20 protein-coding genes are annotated in these 18,346 nt (G+C 60.1%); 16 read left to right on the forward strand and 4 right to left on the reverse strand.

The genetic code is table 11. The annotated features are described in order from the left end of the window. The first annotated feature begins 5 nt into the window (after positions 1–5). Positions 6–278: a DUF2842 domain-containing protein gene (locus tag Q0864_RS02190; protein ID WP_298565703.1), complete on the forward strand. Its 273-nt coding sequence runs from the start codon at positions 6–8 to the stop codon at positions 276–278. Between the two features lie 107 nt (positions 279–385). Here Q0864_RS02190 and Q0864_RS02195 read toward each other — a convergent pair whose 3' ends face one another. After that, positions 386–2,611 (reverse strand): hypothetical protein, encoded by a 2,226-nt coding sequence (locus tag Q0864_RS02195; RefSeq protein ID WP_298565704.1) that lies wholly within the window; start codon positions 2,609–2,611, stop codon positions 386–388. Positions 2,612–2,756: 145 nt separating this feature from the next. On the opposite strand from Q0864_RS02195, the gene Q0864_RS02200 reads away from it, so the two are divergent. Beyond that, positions 2,757–3,419, forward strand: a complete 663-nt coding sequence (locus Q0864_RS02200; RefSeq protein WP_298565706.1) for a thiamine diphosphokinase — start codon at positions 2,757–2,759, stop codon at positions 3,417–3,419. Positions 3,420–3,422: 3 nt separating this feature from the next. On the opposite strand, the gene Q0864_RS02205 is transcribed toward Q0864_RS02200, so the two are convergent. After that, positions 3,423–4,802, reverse strand: coding sequence for an L-serine ammonia-lyase (locus Q0864_RS02205; protein WP_298565708.1), 1,380 nt, complete (start codon positions 4,800–4,802; stop codon positions 3,423–3,425). Between the two features lie 80 nt (positions 4,803–4,882). Then, positions 4,883–5,284, reverse strand: a complete 402-nt coding sequence (locus tag Q0864_RS02210; protein WP_363317592.1) for a YbaN family protein — start codon at positions 5,282–5,284, stop codon at positions 4,883–4,885. A 169-nt stretch (positions 5,285–5,453) separates the two neighbouring features. Between Q0864_RS02210 and rpiA the strand changes: the two genes are divergently transcribed. The 7 genes from rpiA (at position 5,454) to Q0864_RS02245 (ending at position 12,943) form a co-directional block, all read left to right on the forward strand. Continuing rightward, positions 5,454–6,236: a ribose-5-phosphate isomerase RpiA gene (gene rpiA / locus Q0864_RS02215; protein WP_298565709.1), complete on the forward strand. Its 783-nt coding sequence runs from the start codon at positions 5,454–5,456 to the stop codon at positions 6,234–6,236. 167 nt (positions 6,237–6,403) lie between these two features. Beyond that, the gene (gene gor / locus Q0864_RS02220; RefSeq protein WP_298565710.1) at positions 6,404–7,777 is read left to right on the forward strand and encodes a glutathione-disulfide reductase; all 1,374 of its coding nucleotides are present in this window, start codon (positions 6,404–6,406) and stop codon (positions 7,775–7,777) included. 143 nt (positions 7,778–7,920) lie between these two features. Beyond that, positions 7,921–9,066: an FtsH protease activity modulator HflK gene (gene hflK, locus Q0864_RS02225; protein ID WP_298565711.1), complete on the forward strand. Its 1,146-nt coding sequence runs from the start codon at positions 7,921–7,923 to the stop codon at positions 9,064–9,066. Continuing rightward, positions 9,066–9,935, forward strand: a complete 870-nt coding sequence (gene hflC, locus Q0864_RS02230) for a protease modulator HflC (RefSeq protein WP_298565713.1) — start codon at positions 9,066–9,068, stop codon at positions 9,933–9,935. The genes hflK and hflC overlap by 1 nt, the downstream gene beginning before the upstream one ends. Then, on the forward strand, positions 9,935–10,120 hold the full coding sequence (locus tag Q0864_RS02235) for a DUF2065 domain-containing protein (RefSeq protein WP_298565715.1): 186 nt from the start codon (positions 9,935–9,937) through the stop codon (positions 10,118–10,120). Before hflC ends, Q0864_RS02235 begins: the two co-directional genes overlap by 1 nt. 113 nt (positions 10,121–10,233) lie before the next feature. Further along, positions 10,234–11,268, forward strand: coding sequence for a fatty acid desaturase (locus Q0864_RS02240; RefSeq protein ID WP_298565717.1), 1,035 nt, complete (start codon positions 10,234–10,236; stop codon positions 11,266–11,268). Between the two features lie 226 nt (positions 11,269–11,494). Beyond that, positions 11,495–12,943: a Do family serine endopeptidase gene (locus tag Q0864_RS02245; protein WP_298566169.1), complete on the forward strand. Its 1,449-nt coding sequence runs from the start codon at positions 11,495–11,497 to the stop codon at positions 12,941–12,943. Between the two features lie 87 nt (positions 12,944–13,030). Here Q0864_RS02245 and Q0864_RS02250 read toward each other — a convergent pair whose 3' ends face one another. Next, the gene (locus Q0864_RS02250) at positions 13,031–13,333 is read right to left on the reverse strand and encodes a DUF1127 domain-containing protein (protein ID WP_363317593.1); all 303 of its coding nucleotides are present in this window, start codon (positions 13,331–13,333) and stop codon (positions 13,031–13,033) included. A 269-nt stretch (positions 13,334–13,602) separates the two neighbouring features. Here Q0864_RS02250 and ruvC point away from each other — a divergent pair, with 269 nt between their 5' ends. The 7 genes from ruvC (at position 13,603) to tolQ (ending at position 18,345) form a co-directional block, all read left to right on the forward strand. After that, on the forward strand, positions 13,603–14,109 hold the full coding sequence (gene ruvC, locus Q0864_RS02255) for a crossover junction endodeoxyribonuclease RuvC (protein WP_298565719.1): 507 nt from the start codon (positions 13,603–13,605) through the stop codon (positions 14,107–14,109). Beyond that, positions 14,106–14,783, forward strand: a complete 678-nt coding sequence (gene ruvA / locus Q0864_RS02260) for a Holliday junction branch migration protein RuvA (protein WP_298565720.1) — start codon at positions 14,106–14,108, stop codon at positions 14,781–14,783. The genes ruvC and ruvA overlap by 4 nt, the downstream gene beginning before the upstream one ends. Positions 14,784–14,818: 35 nt before the next feature. Next, positions 14,819–15,868 (forward strand): Holliday junction branch migration DNA helicase RuvB, encoded by a 1,050-nt coding sequence (ruvB, locus tag Q0864_RS02265; RefSeq protein ID WP_298566171.1) that lies wholly within the window; start codon positions 14,819–14,821, stop codon positions 15,866–15,868. A 56-nt stretch (positions 15,869–15,924) separates the two neighbouring features. Next, complete coding sequence (locus Q0864_RS02270) at positions 15,925–16,587, forward strand: hypothetical protein (RefSeq protein ID WP_298565722.1); 663 nt, start codon at positions 15,925–15,927, stop codon at positions 16,585–16,587. Then, a complete protein-coding gene (gene thpR / locus Q0864_RS02275; RefSeq protein WP_298565724.1) occupies positions 16,588–17,124 on the forward strand; it encodes an RNA 2',3'-cyclic phosphodiesterase in 537 nt (178 codons plus the stop codon). Between the two features lie 30 nt (positions 17,125–17,154). Continuing rightward, positions 17,155–17,538 (forward strand): tol-pal system-associated acyl-CoA thioesterase, encoded by a 384-nt coding sequence (ybgC, locus tag Q0864_RS02280; RefSeq protein ID WP_298565725.1) that lies wholly within the window; start codon positions 17,155–17,157, stop codon positions 17,536–17,538. Between the two features lie 111 nt (positions 17,539–17,649). Then, positions 17,650–18,345: a protein TolQ gene (gene tolQ / locus Q0864_RS02285; protein ID WP_298565726.1), complete on the forward strand. Its 696-nt coding sequence runs from the start codon at positions 17,650–17,652 to the stop codon at positions 18,343–18,345. Position 18,346: the final 1 nt, after the last annotated feature.

Raw genomic sequence — 18,346 nt, forward strand, 5'->3', positions numbered from 1 at the left:
GGTAAATGGCATTGGGATACAAAGCACGTAAGCGTTTGTCTTTGCTGGTTTTGCTGGTGGGACTGCCGCTCTATATTCTCGCCGCAGTGTCGGTGGTGGGCATGTTTGACCGCCCGCCGATCCTGTTGGAACTGCTGGTCTACATTGTGCTGGGGTTTTTGTGGATGATCCCGCTGCGCAAGGTGTTTCTGGGGGTGGGCAAGGCTGATCCGGACGCAGACCCTGACAGCTATCCGCATGACCCGGTTGATCCGGGGGCGGGCGACGACAAGGACTAGCCGGCCAGAGCGAGACGACAGGGCGAAGACGCGAACCTCGCGCATGCCCCCAACCAAAAAAGGGGCCCCGAAACGGAGCCCCTTTTGTTTTTCAGTGTGGTTTGCGATCAGGCCGTCTGGCGACCGCCTTCTTTTTTGGCACTGTCGGCCAGCGAGAAACGGCCGCGACCAAGCTTCACGATCCGTCCTTCGCGCAGCAAGCGCCCGAAAGCACGCAAGCCTTCTTCGCGTGAAATACCGCCATTGACGTTCAGTCCCATCACAAGGTGTAAAACCTTGGGACGGCTGAATTCTGTCACGCCCTGCTCTTCAGACAGGAAGGTGGCGGCGGCATGCAGAAGACCGGTCATGTCAGAGGCATCTGCGCCATTCACATAGGCGGCAAAAGCTTCGACATTGGCGTCATTCTTGGCCGAGCGAGCGGCGGCGACGTTGTCGTCCTCCACCATGGCTTTGCGCAAGTCGTCATGGGCCAGATCGTCGCTGTGGTCCGCGCCAACCACCTCATCGGCAGCATCATCGTCCTTTGCGCTGGTGCCGTCCGATGCTTCGGTGGCGCCCAACTGGTCACGATTGATCCGGCGCGGGCGCACCACACGGGCGGGTTTGACTGGCTCGTCAGAACTGGGCGACGCGGCCACTTCTGTCGGCGCCTCGTCGATACGCTGTTCAGACACCAACACCAACGGAGCCATACGGCGCGTGGCGTGTTCGGCATCTGCCCGGCCCGGACGACGCGGGCGCACGGCGCGCGCCAGATCTTCGCGATACTGGTCTTCGTCCAGTCCTTCGCTGTCATCTTCGCCTGCATCTTCGTCGGCACGTTTGGCTTGAACAGCGGCCTTCAAATGCTCGATCGAGTTGCGACGACGCGACACTTCCTGGCTGCCCATCTTGTCGTTGGTTTCGGCAAGAATACGGTTCAGCGTTTCATCGCTTTGATCAGCAGCGCCGTTGTCAAAAACCTGTTCGCGGCGGTCACGGCGCTCTCCGGTTTTCACTTCGCGGTCGATCAGCGTCAAAAGTGCCTCGGCGTCCACATCTTCACCGGCGTCTTCGCCTGATGCGGTGTCGTCCGCTGCGCTGTCTTCTTGGGCCTTGGCCAGATCAGCCAACAAGTCCTCTTCATCTTCGTCTGTCAACGACGGGTCGGAACTGTCAGTGTCCAGCGCAATCGCTTCTTTGCCATCATCGCGGCGCAGGCGTTTGACATGGACGATACGACCGACCGGACGCAGCGGCGCCGGGTCATCTTCGTCGCTTGTGTCTTCGTCGAACGCGTGCTCCAGCACATTGGCGATCTCGTCATCAGATGTCAGCGTGTCGTCTTCGTCTTCATAGTCCTCGTCGCTGTCATCGTCGGACGCGTCATAAGTGTCCATCTGGGACAGGATAGCGTCGACATCGTCATCGGTATCGTCCAGTTTCACCTTGTCGTCATCCGACAGGACAAGCGGTTCGGACGCATCATCTGCGACCTCACGCTCTGCGTCATCGGACACGTCGTCCTGACCGGCTTCGGTGTCGTCGTCTTGCGCCAAAGCCTGAACACTGTCCTGAACATCAGCTTCAGCTTCTTGCTCCGTGACGGTGTTTTCAGCTGCAACAGCAGCCTCAGGGGTCTGCTCGACCAGGTCTTCGTTGGTGTCGGACACCAGAGCGGCTGCGGGGATCGGCGAGTCTTCGATCTGATCCACATCCGTGTCGTCTTCGTCCTGGAAGAAGGACGTGATGTCCTCATCTTCGGCGTAGTCGTCCAGGGTTTCTTCAGCGTTCACAACGGCGCGAATGCGAAGAAGCTTGGCGGCTGCGCTGTCGGCCGCGGCGTCGGCGTCCAAGTCAGGCATGGCCTCGGCCGTGGGCACAGAAGGTGCAGGGACCGGCTCCGGTTGAGGCGCGGCGGCCTGCGGTTCAGCACGCTCAGCCGTTTCAGCAACGGGCGCCTTGGCCACCGGCGCTTCTGCGCTTGGCGTTTCATCCGGCGCAACGGGTGCGTCGGCGTCGGTCTGATCTGTATCCAACAGGGCTTCGCCTGCCACAAGCGTGGCACCGGTCTTGGTCACGGCGGGCAGGGCAGAGCCTTCCTGACGCAACACAATACCGTCGTCTCCGACACGGGCTTCGACGCGCTTTTGCACTTCGCGTTCAGCGATACGGTGTAGCATTTCAGCATCCGGAGTCGGAGGCTCTGCACCAAAGTAGCGATCGTCAGCTGCCAGATCGCGGAAATACTCCGCAATCGACTTCATCGTGCCGAAGGGTTCATCGAATCCTTCAAGCGTGCACGAAAACGTGCCGTAGGATACAGTGAGAATCTTGCTATTGCTCACCATAGGTAACTCGCTTTCTCCCCCGATCCAGCAACAGTATGTTTACCATGCGGTGTCTCGGGAAATTCAACAAAACCGCGAAATTCACGGTATTTTTTCCGGGCAGGAATGTGTTTAGTTTCTGAAATTTAGACAATACTGAGGCAGAATGCATCATTTTCCACATTTTGAACACAATGTAACCCTTCTGGGCGGTGGAAACGTTAACCCAAAGAATCTTTCCGAATGTTTGACGCTGGCACCGAATCTGGTGGCGGCGGACGGCGCGGCGGATCAGGCGCTGGCATTGGGGCATGTTCCGGCAGCGGTTGTGGGCGATATGGATTCGGTTTCTGTTTCAGCACGCGAAACAATCGGCGCGGCGCGGTTTCACGAAACACCAGACCAGAATCGGACCGATTTCGACAAGGCGCTTGAGCTGGTAAAGGCCCCCATTATACTGGGTGTCGGCTTTATGGGCGGTCGCTTGGACCATGAATTGGCTTGCTATAATGCGCTTGTGCGCCAACACGAAAAGCCCGCCATTCTGGTCGGAGAGGTGGATATCTGCTTTCACCTGTCGCGTGAAATCTTGCTTGATCTGCCGGTCGGCACCCGTCTGTCACTGTTTCCAATGGCGCAGGTAATCGCGCAGGGCACAGGGCTGGTCTGGCCGGTCGAAGATTTGGCGATGGCACCATGGGGAACGATCGGAACCTCGAACGAAACAGGCTCACCGCGCGTCACGCTTGCGGCGGATCGGGCTGGTCTGTTGGTGATTCTGCCGCGCGGAGTGCTGCGTCAGGCGATTGCCGCTCTCAGTCGGCACTGACGGTCAGCAATTGGGCACATTCACGGCAAGCCCACCCAACGAAGTCTCTTTATACTTTACGCTCATATCCTGCCCGGTTTCGAACATCGTCTTGATGCAGGCGTCCAGCGGGACAAGATGAGTGCCATCGCCGCGCAACGCCAGCGACGCGGCCGACACGGCCTTGATCGCCCCCAGCCCGTTGCGTTCGATACAGGGCACTTGCACCAGCCCGCGCACCGGGTCACAGGTCAAACCCAGATGGTGTTCCAACGCGATCTCGGCGGCGTTCTCGATCTGCATCGGCGTGCCGCCCATCACGGCGCACAGCCCGGCTGCGGCCATTGCGCTGGCCGACCCGACCTCGGCCTGGCACCCGGCTTCGGCGCCAGAGATCGAGGCGTTGTGCTTGATGATCCCACCGATCGCAGACGCAGTCAGCAGAAAGTCGTGAATGCGCGAGGGCGCGGCACCGGGCACATGATGCAGCCAGTATCGCACCACCGCTGGCAAGACACCGGCGGCGCCATTGGTCGGGCTGGTGACCACCTGACCGCCGGCTGCGTTTTCTTCATTCACGGCCATCGCGTAGACGCTCATCCAATCGTTGATCGTATGCGGGGCCGACAGGTTCAGCCCCTGTTCGGCCATCAGGCTGTCGTGAATGGCTTTGGCGCGCCGTCGCACCAACAGCCCGCCGGGAAGGATACCGTCATTGGCCATCCCCCGGTCGATACAGTCATTCATGACCCCCCATATGCGGTCCAGCCCTGCGGCAAGGGCGTCTGGGTCAAGGTGGACAAGTTCGTTTTCGCGCTTCATCTGGGCGATGGTGTTGCCTGAGGCCTTGGCCATGTCGAGCATCTGGACCGCGGTTTCGAACGGATAGGGATGTGCCTTTGCGTCGCGCGCATCCAGCGCCGCCTCGCGCGCTTGTTCTGCTTCGGTGACGACGAACCCGCCACCGATGGAGTAATAGACCTCGCGCGCGACCACGTCGCCTTGGGCGTCGGTCGCCATAAGCTGCATGCCATTGGCGTGGCCGGGCAGGGCAGTCTCGTAGTCAAAGATCAGATCGTCTTTCGGAACGAAGGCGAGGCGGCCAAGGCCCTTCGGGCTGACCGTTCCGGTGCGCGCGATGTCGGCCAATATGGCTTCGGCCTTGGCGTGATCATAGCTGTCCGGCAGAACCCCGGCCAAACCAAGGATCGTGGCGCGGTCGGTTGCGTGCCCGACCCCCGTGAAGGCGAGTGAGCCGTGCAATGAGGCGCGCAGCCCGGCCACCTTGAACGGTTGAGCGCGCAGGTGATCAAGAAACCGCCCACCGGCGACCATCGGTCCCATCGTGTGCGACGAACTGGGGCCGACCCCGACTTTGAACATGTCGAATACGGACAAAAACATGATGACCTCGCGCGGCAAGAATTCAGGACAGCTTGGGCGATCGGAAAAGTTTTGTCAGCGCGAAAACGACACTTTGCGGGTCAGTCCGGCCGCGTCAGCACAAATGCAGCCCCAGCGCCCATCAAAACGCCCTGCGCCAATAGCACCCAAACTGGCGCGCCAAGGATAAGGGAGACGACAAAGACCAGCGTCATCATGGTCACGGCCAAAGTCTTTGCGCGTCGTGAAATGGCGCCGCGGTCTTCCCAATCCTGTATGGCGGGACCGAAATGCGCGTGTTCGATCAGCCAGGCCCGTGCCTTGGGGCTTCCCTTGCCGAAGGCGAAAGCAGCGACCAGCAGGAAGGGTGTCGTGGGCAGCACTGGCAGCACCACACCGATAAGCCCAAGGGCCACGGCGCCCCAGCCTAACGCGATGTAGAAATACCTGCCCATATTGCACCCGACCCGGTTTGCGCCCGCAAGCTTTGGGCCAAGCGGCAAAGTTTGTCCACCCGGCCAAAACGTCGCGTCGGCGCTGTGGGGGGGCGACGGCGGCAGGCAGCAGCGTGCAGTTTTTCGCGCGCTGGTGTGATCGGGCCTCGCCACGCAACGCCCTTGGCCGTATAACGCCACGAACTTCATATATGTGCCACAAAGGGGAATCGCTGCCATGGCTGGGGAACTGTCGCCAATTGACACCGCTAAATTCGTTGCTGCCAAACGCGCGGTCCAATTTGTCGAAGACGGCATGCGCGTGGGGCTTGGCACCGGTTCGACCGCCGCCTGGATGGTGCGTTGCTTGGGCGAAATGGTGCGCCAGGACGGCTTGAAGATCATTGGCGTGCCGACCAGCACGCGCACCGCAGACCTGGCGCGGCAAGTGGGGATCGAGGTGACAACCCTGGACGATGCCAAGTGGCTGGATCTGACCATTGATGGCACAGATGAATATGACGCTGACCTGTGCCTGATCAAAGGTGGCGGTGGGGCGCATCTTCAGGAAAAGATCGTGGCAACCGCATCGGACCGGATGATCGTGATCGCCGACCCCTCGAAATCGGTCGAACATCTGGGGGCGTTCCCCTTGCCGATCGAGGTCATTCGATTCGGCTGGCAGACCACCAAGTCGCTGGTCGAAGAAATGCTGGGCGCTGTCGACGTTCTGGGCACGGAAACGAGCCTGCGGATGAATGGCGATGCGGCCTTTATCTCGGACGAAGGCAACCACATCCTTGATCTGCACGTGAAACGCATTGGCGACCCGCGCAAACTGTCGATGGTGCTGAACCAGATCCCCGGCGTGGTCGAAAACGGGCTGTTCATCGACATCTGTGATACTGTCGTGGTCGGCCATGGTGACGGCCGGGTCGAGGTGATCGACATCAACGCAGGCACGCGCGAAGAGGGCCGGATTGAATTCACCGAGACCGACAACATCTTTGCGGACCTATGACGGCGCAGCGGCCAAGATGAGGCCACGGTGGGTCGGTCCGCGCGCTCCACACGCGACATTGTGACACTTGTTACCGTCTCGGCTCTGGAATGCCGGGGGCGAAGAACATAGCTTGCCCCGGAAATGGAACCAATTGCCCCCTGTGAGGCGAAGAAAGGCAAAGTGACATGAGTGGTTTTGACTACGACCTTTTCGTGATCGGCGGCGGGTCGGGCGGCGTGCGCGCCGGTCGCGTGGCGGCGGAAGGCGGCGCCACGGTGGCACTTGCCGAGGAATTTCGCATGGGTGGCACCTGTGTGATCCGCGGCTGTGTGCCCAAAAAGCTGATGGTCTTTGCCTCGAATTACGGCCCCGCTGCGGACGATGCGCGCAGCTATGGGTGGGACTACGAGGGCGGACAGTTCCATTGGGATCGTTTCCAGCCGATGTTGCACGCCGAACTAGACCGACTTGAGGCGATCTATACCCGCAATCTGGGCAACTCCGGGGCGGATATCTTCAATGCCCGCGCGGTGGTGAAGGATGCCCACACGGTCGCCTTGTCCACTGGCGAAACTTTCACCGCCAAACATATTCTTGTGGCAACCGGTGGGCGGCCCTTCCTGCCCGACACGCCCGGCGCGGCCGAATTTGGCATTACATCGAATGAGGTGTTCAACCTTGAGACGTTCCCAAAGCGTATCCTGATTGTCGGCGGCGGTTACATCGCTTGTGAATTTGCCTGCATTTTCAATGGTCTGGGCGCGCATGTCGCGCAATGGTATCGCGGCGCGCAGATCTTGCGCGGGTTCGATGACGAAGTGCGCGGGTTCCTGGCCGAACACATCAGCGCGCGCGGTGTGGACCTGCATGTGGGGCTGGAGGTCGAACGGATGGAGCGGCGCAACACGGAAAATGGTGATGCGATCTGGGTAAAGGGGACGGACGGGCGTGAAGAGGTCTTTGACCAGGTGCTTTTTGCCACGGGCCGTGTCGCCAACACCGATGGCATGGGGCTGGAAGAGGTCGGTGTCACCCTTGGCCGCTCCGGCGAGGTAATCGTGGATGACTACAGCCAGACCGCCGTGCCGTCGATTTATGCCGTAGGGGATGTCACAAACCGGATCAACCTGACCCCGGTGGCGATCCGCGAAGGCATGGCCTTTGTCGAAACCGTGTTCAACGGCACCCCGACCAAACCGGACCACGAAAACGTCGCCTCGGCAGTGTTCACACAACCCGAATACGGCACCGTCGGTCTGAGCGAGGAAGCCGCCCGCGCACAAGAGAAGATCGATGTCTACTGCGCCGCCTTCCGCCCGATGCAGAAAAGCTTCATCGGTTCGACGGAAAGGGTCTTGTTCAAACTCATCGTCAGCCAGAAAAGCCAGAAGGTTCTGGGTTGCCATATTGTTGGGGACGGGGCGGGCGAAATGATCCAATTGGCTGCCGTCGCCGTAAAAATGGGGGCAACCAAACAGGATTTTGACCGGACCGTGGCCGTGCACCCGACCATGTCCGAAGAAATCGTGCTGATGAAGTCGCCCACCCGCAGCGACTGAGCTTTGATCCGGGTCTCTACGCCGCCCGCGTCGAAAAACAACCGAAAAGGCGGCATCTTGCGCCGCCTTTACCTTGAAATCCGCCCTGCAAAGGGTCAGGTATGAACGCAATACCTTGTTTGACTTGGAAGGAATTTGACCAGATGGCCAGCGATAATGGCGGTCCCTGGGGCGGCGGTGGAAACCGTGGCGGCTCTGGTGGGCGCCCCCCCTCGAATGGTGGTGGCAATCGCGGCGGCAAAGAGCCCCCGCAAATGCCCGAGATTGATGAGTTGATGAAGAAGGGGCAAGAGCAGTTGCGCGTGCTCATGGGCGGACGCGGCGACAAAGGTCGCGGCGCTGGTCAGGGCGGCGAAGGCAACGGCCCCAACTTAGGGCGTGGCTCGATCCTGTTGATCGCGCTGGTCGCGGTCGCGGTTTGGGTATATGCCAGTTTTTATCGCGTCGACACCTCGGAGCAATCGGTCGAGCTTTTGTTCGGTGAACGTTACGGCGTTGGCCAAGAGGGTCTGAACTTTGCGCCTTGGCCGGTTGTGACCAGGGAGATCTATCCGGTGACGCGTGAGAACGTGATCAACATCGGCGACGGGGTCAGCGAAGGCCTGATGCTGACAGGTGACGAAAACATCGTTGATATCGATTTTCAGGTTGTTTGGAACATCTCGGACCTTGAGAAGTTCGTGTTCAATCTGGCAGCCCCAGAAAACACCATTCAGGCCGTGTCGGAATCAGCCATGCGCGAGATTATCGCACGCTCTCGCCTGTCTCCGATCCTGACCTCGGATCGTGGTATCATCCAACAGGATCTGCAAGATCTGATCCAGTCGACGCTGGATGGGTATCAGTCGGGCGTCAACATCGTTCGTGTGAACTTTGACAAGGCCGACCCGCCCGAGGACGTGATCGACAGCTTCCGCGAAGTGCAAGCGGCCGAACAGACCCGCGACACGTTGCAAAAACAAGCGGACGCTTATGCGAACCGCGTCGTTGCCGAAGCACGTGGTGAAGCCGCTCAGTTGATGGAGCAAGCCGAAGGGTATCGCGCCCGCGTCGTGAACGAAGCCGAAGGTGAAGCCGCACGCTTCATCGCGGTTTATGACGAATACGCCAAGGCGCCGGACATCACGCGCAAGAGACTCTATCTGGAAACGATCGAAAAAGTGATGAAGAGCGTGGACAAGGTAATTCTTGATCAGGGCATCGGCGGAGAAGGGGGGGTTGTTCCTTACCTGCCGCTGAATGAACTGACGCGCAAACCGGCGCAAACAACGGACGGGGGGGCGAACTGATGAAACGCACTCAAATCATCCTGATCGCCGTTGTGGCGCTGCTGTTTGGCGCGTTGCAGGCTGTCTATATTGTCGATGAACGCCAAACAGCCCTGCGGCTGTGGTTTGGTGAAGTGCAAGCCGAGATCACCGATCCCGGCCTGTATTTCAAAATTCCCGTGTTTCACGAGATCGTCAAATATGACGCTCGGATCCTGCCTTTGGAAACCAGCAAGCTTGAAGTGACGCCAGCAGACAGCCGGCGGCTTGAAGTTGACGCGTTTGCTCGCTGGCGCATTTCCGATGCCAAGCAGTTCCGCCGCGCAGTCGGCGCAAGCTCGATTGCCGGTGCGCAACCGCGTCTTGAGCGGATCCTGAACGCAGAGCTGCGTGAGGTTTTGGGTAAAGTGAACTCGAATGCGGTTCTGTCCGCTGACCGTGTTCTGCTGATGAACCAGATCCGCGATCAAGCCCGTGCCCAAGCGGCGTCGCTTGGCGTCGAAATCATCGACGTGCGTATCAAACGTGCCGATCTGCCCAAGCAGAACCTTGAAGCTACGTTTGAACGGATGCGCGCCGAACGCCAACGTCTGGCCGCAGATGAAATCGCCCGCGGTAACGAAGCGGCCCAGCGTTTGCGGGCCACCGCTGACCGGACCGTGGTTGAAACCGTGTCCGAGGCACGCAAACAGGCGCAGATCATTCGTGGTGAGGCAGACGCCCGCCGCAATGGCATCTTGGCAAATGCGTTGGGTCGCGACCCTGAATTCTATGCGTTCATGCGGTCGCTTGAAGCCTATGAGAATTCGTTGGTCGGGGGCACTTCTTCGATGGTGATTTCGCCCGACAGCGAGTTCTTCGACTATCTGAAATCGGATACGGGTCGCTGATGTCCCTGATCCTGTTAGGGTTCGGGCTTGTGCTCGTGATCGAGGGGCTGGTGTTCGCACTGGCCCCTTCGCGTTTGGACGATCTGGTGGCCATGATGGCCGCCCTCAGCCGTGATCAGCGGCGAATGATGGGGCTGGTCGCCATCGCATTGGGCGTTTTGCTGGTGTGGCTGTCGCGCCTGTAAAGGCTGTGTCGTCCTTGCTGACCCAGTGCGACATCTGCGTCAAACCCCATATTTTGCTTGATATGTCAGGCTGGTCGTTTATCGATGCATGGGGCATCGTAAAAAGCAGGCATATGAAACACTCACCAGACTTTCCGAAATCATCCGAATCGACACGATCTGCGAAAGACTGGGTCAAAACACTAGCCACCTACCGCGAGCCCGATCTGGGGCGCAGTTTTTTCGAGCTTGCCGTCAGCATCGGTCCGTTCTTGGCGCTTTGGGTGCTGGCGTGGATGTCGATGTCGGTCAGTCTGTGGCTGACGCTTGGCCTGTCCATCCTGAACGCCCTGTTCCTGCTGCGCTTGTTCACCATCCAACATGATTGCGGCCACGGCTCGTTTTTCAAACACCGCGCGGTCAGCGATTGGGTCGGGCGGGTGATCGGGGTGCTGACCCTGACCCCCTATGCGGTCTGGCGCCGCACGCATTCGATCCACCACAGTGCGGCTGGCAATCTGGGCAAGCGTGGGATCGGGGATATCCTGACCCTGACGGTGGCTGAATACAACGACCTGTCACGGTTCGAGCAGTTCAAATACCGCCTGTATCGCAACCCTGTGGTGTTGTTTGGCTTCGCGCCCAGCTACTTGTTTTTCCTGCAAAACCGACTGCCGTTCGGCCTGATGAAGGGTCTGCGCTATTGGATCAGCGCAATGGGCACCAATCTGGTTATCGTCGCGGCGCTGACGGTGATCTGGTATTTCGGCGGCCTTCCGGCGCTGTTGCTGATCTTCTTGCCCTCGACCCTGTTGGCGGCCACGGCTGGCATGTGGCTTTTCTATGTGCAGCATCAGTTTGAAAACACCCATTGGAGCGGCGAGGAAGACTGGCAGCTTCATGATGCCGCGCTGCATGGCAGCTCGCACTACGTCATGCCGCGGGTGTTGCAGTGGTTCAGCGCCAATATTGGCATCCACCATGTTCACCACCTCTACAGCCGCATTCCCTTCTATCGGCTGACGGAAGTGCTGCGCGACCATGCCGATCTGGCACAGGCGAACCGCATGACGATCCGCGAAAGCCTCGTGTGCGCCCGGCTTCACCTGTGGGACGAAAAAAGCCACCGCCTGTTGTCCTTTTCCCAAGCCAACGCGCTTTACGGCTGACCCGACAGCGGGGGGTGCCGACGGCATTTTCCCGCCTCTGTCAGCACGGTGGCGCCGGTGACGGCAGATCACATGGCAGTGAATGGGTGTTACGAACTTTGCGTTGCGCTTTTGCCGCCCTATCTAGACAGTATTCATGATCGGGTTTCGACCCGAACCGGTTTCTTGAAAGGAGAGAGGTGTGAAAGTGCAGGCGATTTCCCCCCAAAATAATCAGATGTGGGGCATGCGCGCCTTCGTCGGGCTTGTCATGGCCGTGGCCGTGACCCTGGCATCAGGGCTAAAAGCCGAAGCGCGCGGTGTGCCCGAAAGCTTTGCCGATCTGGCCGAGCAGGTCAGCCCGGCTGTTGTCAACATCACGACATCAACCCTTGTGGCCCAGCGAACAGGCAACCAGCCCATGGTGCCCGAAGGCAGCCCGTTCGAGGATTTCTTCCGCGATTTCCTTGATCGCAATCAGCCCGGTGGGCCGAACGGCAACGGCGAACCTCAGCGTCAGCGGCGCAGTCAGGCACTTGGCTCGGGGTTTGTGATCTCGGAGGATGGGTTCATCGTGACCAACAACCACGTCATCGAGGGCGCGGATGAAATCATGATCGAGTTCTTCGGCGGTGGCGACCAGTTGGCCGCCAAGGTGATCGGCACCGATCCCAACACGGACATCGCGCTGTTGAAGGTTGAAAGCGACGGCCCGCTGCCGTTTGTCAGCTTCGGCGACAGCGATATCATGCGTGTCGGCGATTGGGTGATGGCTGTTGGTAATCCGTTGGGGCAGGGGTTTTCGGTCTCAGCCGGGATCGTGTCGCAAAGGAACCGCGAGCTGTCAGGCGCCTATGACGACTACATCCAGACCGACGCGGCGATCAATCGGGGCAACTCGGGCGGTCCGCTGTTCAACATGAACGCCGAGGTGATCGGCGTGAACACTGCGATTCTTAGCCCGAATGGCGGCTCGATCGGTATCGGCTTTGCGATGTCCTCGGCCGTGGTCAAACGTGTTGTGGATCAGTTGAAGGAATTCGGCGAAACCCGTCGCGGCTGGCTGGGTGTGCGCATTCAGGACATCACCGACGATATTGCTGAAGCCATGGCGCTGGACGGCACCAATGGCGCATTGATCACCGATGTTCCCGAAGGCCCGGCGAAAGAGGCTGGCATTCTGCCCAACGACATCATTCTGTCCTTCGACGGCGTCGATGTCACCGACACGCGCGAATTGGTGCGCATCGTTGGCAATGCGCCTGTGGGCAAGGCCGTGCGCGTGGTGGTGTTGCGGGGTGGCAAGACCGAGACCCTGAAAATCACGCTTGGACGACGCGAAGATGCGGTCGCGGGTTCGACCCCGGGGTCGGAAAACGAAACGCCCGAGGCCCCCGCGGAAGACAAGATCCTCGGCATGACGCTGGGCGAACTTGACGACACACGCCGTGAAGAACTTGGCCTGAAACCCGGCGCCACCGGTCTGGTCGTGCTGGACATCGATGAGGACACGGAAGCCTTTGAAAAAGGGATGCGTGCGGGCGATGTGGTGGCCGAAGCCGGGCAGCAACCCGTCGGGTCGATCGAAGACCTGAAGGCGCAACTTGAGGCTGCCAAGGACGGTGGACGCAAGTCGGTTCTGCTTTTGGTGCGGCGCGACGACAACCCTCGTTTCGTGGCCTTGTCGCTGGACTGATCCGCAAAAAACAAAAAAACCCCCGCTCGGTTGACCGGGCGGGGGAGAATGACCGCGCCGTTTGGCGCGGTTTTTTTTATGAGCGGTTCAGAGTTTTTCGATATCCGCGCGGCACAGGCCGATGTCGTCAAGATCGCGATCTGACAGTTGCAGCAGTGCGTTGCGTGTTGAACGCGCATCTTTCCATGCCGCGAACGAGGCGACTGCGCCCCGAATAACAGTGGAAAGGCGACCCCCGAAGGACGCACCATTTGCGGGGATGTATGTCGTTTCGAAAGCAGCCATTTTCATGTCCTTCTCGGTAAAGAATACTGCGGTTTGCATCATTGCGTTGGCCGGCATGTAGAACCGAATAGCGGGTTCAACAAGGCCCCAAATTGCATGACTCATATGCGTTTTCTGCAACGGGTCGCTTTCGGTTTGTTCGAGGTCGAAAACAGGCTGAAACGACTATGAAACGTGTCATTCTTTTGCAGCCCGGGGGATGCACTGTGTCGCAAAAGCATCACATCAGATGGCCTCGGTCTGATGTCACGTGATCACCTTGTGTTGCAAATCTTTCTGGCGCGTGTTCTTGTTTCGTGCTAGTCCGGTTTTCAACAAGGTCGCCGCGCATCATGCGCCAGCGGCCGGGCAGAGCAGACAGGGCAGGGTGCAACATGCGTGTTATTGGCATTGACCCGGGGCTAAGGAACCTTGGTTGGGGCGTGATCGACACCGACGGCACCCGCATGTCCCATGTGGCCAACGGGATCTGTCATTCGCGCACCGGTGAACTGGCTGCGCGACTGTTGTCTCTTTACGACCAACTGACCGACGTGCTGGCGCAATTCGCCCCCGAAACTGCGGCAGTCGAACAGACTTTCGTGAACAAGGACGCCGTCGCCACCCTGAAGCTGGGGCAAGCACGCGGCATCGCTTTGCTGGTGCCTGCCAAGGCGGGGCTTCCCATCGGGGAATACGCGCCCAATGCGGTGAAGAAGGCCGTAGTGGGTGTGGGCCATGCCGATAAGAAACAGGTCGAGCATATGGTGAAAATGCAATTGCCCGGCGTTCAGATCAAAGGGGCCGATGCCGCCGACGCGCTGGCCATCGCGATCTGCCATGCCTTTCACGCCCAGACTGCGGGCCGTCTGGAAGCCGCGTTAAAGAAAGCCACAGCATGATTGGTAAAATCGCAGGACGTCTGGATTACCGTGCCGATGATCATGTTCTGATCGACGTGCGCGGCGTGGGCTATCTTGTCTATGTCTCGGACCGCACCATGGCCAGCCTGCCCGGACCGGGCGAAGCTGTCGCGCTCTATACCGAGCTTTTGGTGCGCGAGGATAATCTGCAACTGTTCGGCTTCACCACCCTTGTCGAAAAAGAATGGCACAGGCTGTTGATGAGCGTGCAGGGTATCGGTGCGAAAGCCTCGATGGCGATCCTTGGCACGTTGGGGCCGGACGGGGTCAGCCGCGCGATCGCATTGGGCGACTGGAACGCTGTGAAAGCCGCCAAGGGGCTTGGCCCGAAAACCGCGCAGCGCGTGGTGTTGGAGCTGAAAGACAAGGCGGCATCTGTCATGGCGCTGTCGGGTCAGGCATCGGTGGCCACAGGTGCACCTGCGACGGATGATGCGGTGATCGAGCCGAACATTCCGGCCACGCCCATCACTCCGCCCGCGCCGGCGGGCAATGCCGCTGCTCAATCCGAGGCGCTGTCGGCCCTGACCAACCTCGGCTACGCGCCCGGTGAAGCAGCGTCCGCCGTCGCACAGGCGCTGGGCGAGGATCCGTCGCTGGACACCTCCGGCCTGATCCGCGCCGCGCTGAAACTTCTTGCGCCCAAAGGGTAGGGGGCTAGAAGGATATTATGACCGCCTCTGATCCTCTGAACACACCTGACCCGACGCTGCGCCCTGCGCCGCGACCTGAAGACACCGAGGATGTGAATCGCGCCCTGCGCCCGCAAACGCTGGGTGATTTCATCGGGCAGGCCGAGGCGCGTTCCAATCTTCGTATCTTCATCGAAAGCGCACGCAAGCGCAACGAGGCGATGGACCACGTGCTGTTCCACGGCCCGCCCGGTTTGGGTAAGACGACACTGGCGCAAATCATGGCGCGCGAGTTGGGCGTGAACTTCCGCATGACCTCTGGCCCCGTGCTGGCCAAGGCCGGTGATCTGGCCGCGATCCTGACCAATCTGGAAGCCAATGACGTCTTGTTCATTGACGAAATTCACAGGCTCAATCCGGTGGTCGAAGAAGTGCTCTATCCCGCGCTGGAAGATTTCGAACTGGATCTGGTGATCGGCGAAGGGCCTGCGGCCCGCACCGTGCGGATCGAATTACAACCCTTCACGCTGGTCGGGGCAACGACGCGGTTGGGCCTTCTGACCACGCCGCTGCGCGATCGCTTCGGTATTCCTGTGCGGCTGCAATTTTATTCGGTCGATGAGTTGCACGAGATCGTGACCCGCAACGCCGTCAAACTGGGCGCACCTGCCGACGAAGATGGCGCGCGCGAGATTGCCAAACGCGCCCGTGGCACACCGCGCATCGCCGGGCGGCTGTTGCGCCGCGTCGTTGATTTCGCGGTGGTCGAAGGCGACGGGCGGATCACCCGCGACCTCGCCGACAACGCGCTGACGCGGTTGGGTGTCGATCATCTGGGGTTGGACGGAGCGGATCGGCGCTATCTTGGCTTGATGGCAGAGCACTACGGCGGTGGCCCGGTGGGCATAGAAACCCTGTCCGCCGCTCTGTCCGAAAGCCGCGATGCGCTGGAAGAAGTGATCGAGCCGTTCCTTTTGCAACAAGGCTTGATCCAACGCACCCCTCGCGGGCGCATGCTGGGCCAGATTGCATGGCGACACCTCGGACTGACTGCCCCCGTTTCTCAACCGCGCGGTGCGGGACAAGGACAGCTTTTCGAAGGTTAGCCCTTGAAACGCGCGTCCATTTGCGGGACATCACCCCGCAGATCAGGAGACGCCAGATGACCGCCCCCCTTATGACCCCCGAAGACGTGACCGCGCATTTCACCCGCGCAAATGGTGACTTCACCTTCGCCCGCTGGGGCCGCCCCATCGTGCCGGTTGTGTTCGGTGTCGAAGACGCCACGCTTGAGGTTGTCAAAGGCGCGATCGAGGCGGTGGTGACGCTGGCCGGTCACAAGATGGCCGAGACTGACCCGGAACTGGGCGCGAACCTGATGGTGTTCTTTTTCCGCGACTGGGACGAGTTGCTGGAGGTGCCAAAACTGGGCGAGATGATCCCCGGATTGGAGCCGCTGGTGGCCCGGCTGAAAGAGGCCGGGGCCACGCAATACCGCGCCTTCCGCTTTGATGACCAGAACGCCATTCAAGCCTGTTTCACCTTTGTCTGCATGCAAGGCGTGATGGTGGACCAACCGGCCGAGACGTTGGCGCTGTCCCAAGCTGTGCAAGCGATCCTGCTGTGGGGTGAAGGGGCGTTTTCGACCAAAAGCCCGCTTGCACTGCTGCCTGATGGCCAGACCATCCTGCGCCCAGAAATCGCCGCGCTGATTGCGGCAGCCTATGATCCGATGCTGCCCGTGGCGGCAGATGATGCGTCACATGCGCTCAGAATCTTTGCGCGGATGCAGGTGGGTGGTCCCGCTGCCACCACATTGCACTAAATGCGCTGCTTTCTGGCCCTTCCCGTGCCGGACGATCTGGCCGCGCAACTCGCCGGGTTTGCGAGCCGGCTCAAGGTCGGGCGACCGCTACCTGAGGAAAACATCCACCTGACGCTGGTGTTTCTGGATGAACAACCACTCGACGCGCTCGAAGACCTGAACGCGGAGTTAGAGGTCTTGCACGCTCCGCCCGCGACCGTTGATCTGGCGGGGCTGACGACCATGGGCGGGGCCGTGCCCTCTGTGCTGACGATCAACGCTGCGGGCGTGGACGGGTTGCACAAACAGGTCCGACAGGTGGTGCGTCGCGCCGGGATCACATTGCCCCATCGGCGGTTTCGCGGCCACGTGACGCTGGCCCGCCTGCCGCGCACGCCCACGGCCAATGACATGTCCGCGTTGGGCCGTGCGCTGGAAACCCACGGCGCGATCCGATATCCGACCGTAACGCTCGACACCCTGTCGCTTTATCGGTCTGACCTGCGCCCGGACGGCGCGCGATATGAGCGGTTGGCAGACTATCCCCTTCGCGGCTAGGGTCGGGACGAGCAGAACCACGAGGCCCCGATGCACCGTTTTCCCATCCGCGTTTATTATGAAGACACCGACATGGCCGGGATCGTCTATTACGCCAACTATCTGCGCTATATCGAACGCGCGCGGTCTGATTGGGTGCGCGAGATTGGGATCGACCAGAACGCGATGCGCGAAGACGGGCAGGTGTTCGCGGTGCGCCGGGTCGAAGCGGACTACCTGTCCTCGGCGCGTTTTGACGAAAAGTTGCAGGTTGAAACATCTGTTCAGCAGGTTACCGGCGCGCGGTTGGTGATGGAGCAAGTCGTGAAACGTGGTGAAGAACGCTTGTTTGAAGCCATCGTCACCATTGTTTGCGTCTCAGATACCGGCCAACCCGCCCGGCTTCCGGCAAATATCCGCCGTCTGGTTCACTGAACCACAGGGCTTTGTCGCCGATGACGCGGTTTTGATGGCATTCCCCGTGGCATTGGGCTAATCTTCGTGCAGAAAAGCTGCACAAAGAGGCGGCGGTACAGAGGCAGACATATGGAAACGGAAACGCTTCAGGCGGCGGCGGAGATTGATTTCTCCTTCTTCGCCCTATTTATTCGCGCAACTTTCACGGTCAAACTGGTGATGCTGCTTTTGATTGCGGCGTCCATCTGGTCGTGGGCGATTATTATCACAAAACACATGGCCTTCCGGCGCGCCCGTTCGGACGCCGAGGCGTTCGACCGCAAGTTCTGGTCGGGTGAGCCGCTGGACGAGCTGTTTGACCAGATCGGACCGACGCCTGACGGGTCGGCGGAAAAGGTCTTTTCCTCCGGGATGCTGGAATGGCGCCGCTCTCACCGGGCTGATGGCGGTTTGATCGCGAACGCGCAGTCGCGCATTGACCGGTCAATGGATGTGGCCATCGCCAAGCAAGGCGAAGAGCTGAACAAGGGGCTGAGCTTTCTGGCGACTGTCGCGTCAACCGCGCCGTTTGTGGGGTTGTTCGGCACCGTTTGGGGCATCATGCACGCCTTTGTCGAGATTGCGCAGCAACAAAACACCAACCTGGCCGTCGTCGCCCCCGGCATCGCCGAGGCGCTTTTGGCCACCGGTCTGGGCCTTCTGGCCGCGATCCCGGCGGCCGTGTTTTACAACAAGCTAAGCGTGGATAGCGACAATATCCTTGCGGGCTACGAAGCCTTCGCAGACGAGTTCGCCACCATCCTCAGCCGTCAGCTGGACAGCTGAT

The sequence above is a fragment of the uncultured Aliiroseovarius sp. genome (genome assembly GCF_947497285.1).
Taxonomy (GTDB): Bacteria; Pseudomonadota; Alphaproteobacteria; order Rhodobacterales; family Rhodobacteraceae; genus Aliiroseovarius.

What these genes read in the sequence shown, in the direction of transcription:
- Q0864_RS02190 (WP_298565703.1), top strand. Translation starts at nt 6, where the DNA reads ATGGCATTGGGATACAAAGCACGTAAGCGTTTGTCTTTGCTGGTTTTG.
- Q0864_RS02195 (WP_298565704.1), bottom strand. Translation starts at nt 2,611, where the DNA reads ATGGTGAGCAATAGCAAGATTCTCACTGTATCCTACGGCACGTTTTCG.
- Q0864_RS02200 (WP_298565706.1), top strand. Translation starts at nt 2,757, where the DNA reads ATGCATCATTTTCCACATTTTGAACACAATGTAACCCTTCTGGGCGGT.
- Q0864_RS02205 (WP_298565708.1), bottom strand. Translation starts at nt 4,802, where the DNA reads ATGTTTTTGTCCGTATTCGACATGTTCAAAGTCGGGGTCGGCCCCAGT.
- rpiA (WP_298565709.1), top strand. Translation starts at nt 5,454, where the DNA reads ATGGCTGGGGAACTGTCGCCAATTGACACCGCTAAATTCGTTGCTGCC.
- gor (WP_298565710.1), top strand. Translation starts at nt 6,404, where the DNA reads ATGAGTGGTTTTGACTACGACCTTTTCGTGATCGGCGGCGGGTCGGGC.
- hflK (WP_298565711.1), top strand. Translation starts at nt 7,921, where the DNA reads ATGGCCAGCGATAATGGCGGTCCCTGGGGCGGCGGTGGAAACCGTGGC.
- hflC (WP_298565713.1), top strand. Translation starts at nt 9,066, where the DNA reads ATGAAACGCACTCAAATCATCCTGATCGCCGTTGTGGCGCTGCTGTTT.
- Q0864_RS02235 (WP_298565715.1), top strand. Translation starts at nt 9,935, where the DNA reads ATGTCCCTGATCCTGTTAGGGTTCGGGCTTGTGCTCGTGATCGAGGGG.
- Q0864_RS02240 (WP_298565717.1), top strand. Translation starts at nt 10,234, where the DNA reads ATGAAACACTCACCAGACTTTCCGAAATCATCCGAATCGACACGATCT.
- Q0864_RS02245 (WP_298566169.1), top strand. Translation starts at nt 11,495, where the DNA reads ATGCGCGCCTTCGTCGGGCTTGTCATGGCCGTGGCCGTGACCCTGGCA.
- Q0864_RS02250 (WP_363317593.1), bottom strand. Translation starts at nt 13,333, where the DNA reads ATGAGTCATGCAATTTGGGGCCTTGTTGAACCCGCTATTCGGTTCTAC.
- ruvC (WP_298565719.1), top strand. Translation starts at nt 13,603, where the DNA reads ATGCGTGTTATTGGCATTGACCCGGGGCTAAGGAACCTTGGTTGGGGC.
- ruvA (WP_298565720.1), top strand. Translation starts at nt 14,106, where the DNA reads ATGATTGGTAAAATCGCAGGACGTCTGGATTACCGTGCCGATGATCAT.
- Q0864_RS02270 (WP_298565722.1), top strand. Translation starts at nt 15,925, where the DNA reads ATGACCGCCCCCCTTATGACCCCCGAAGACGTGACCGCGCATTTCACC.
- thpR (WP_298565724.1), top strand. Translation starts at nt 16,588, where the DNA reads ATGCGCTGCTTTCTGGCCCTTCCCGTGCCGGACGATCTGGCCGCGCAA.
- ybgC (WP_298565725.1), top strand. Translation starts at nt 17,155, where the DNA reads ATGCACCGTTTTCCCATCCGCGTTTATTATGAAGACACCGACATGGCC.
- tolQ (WP_298565726.1), top strand. Translation starts at nt 17,650, where the DNA reads ATGGAAACGGAAACGCTTCAGGCGGCGGCGGAGATTGATTTCTCCTTC.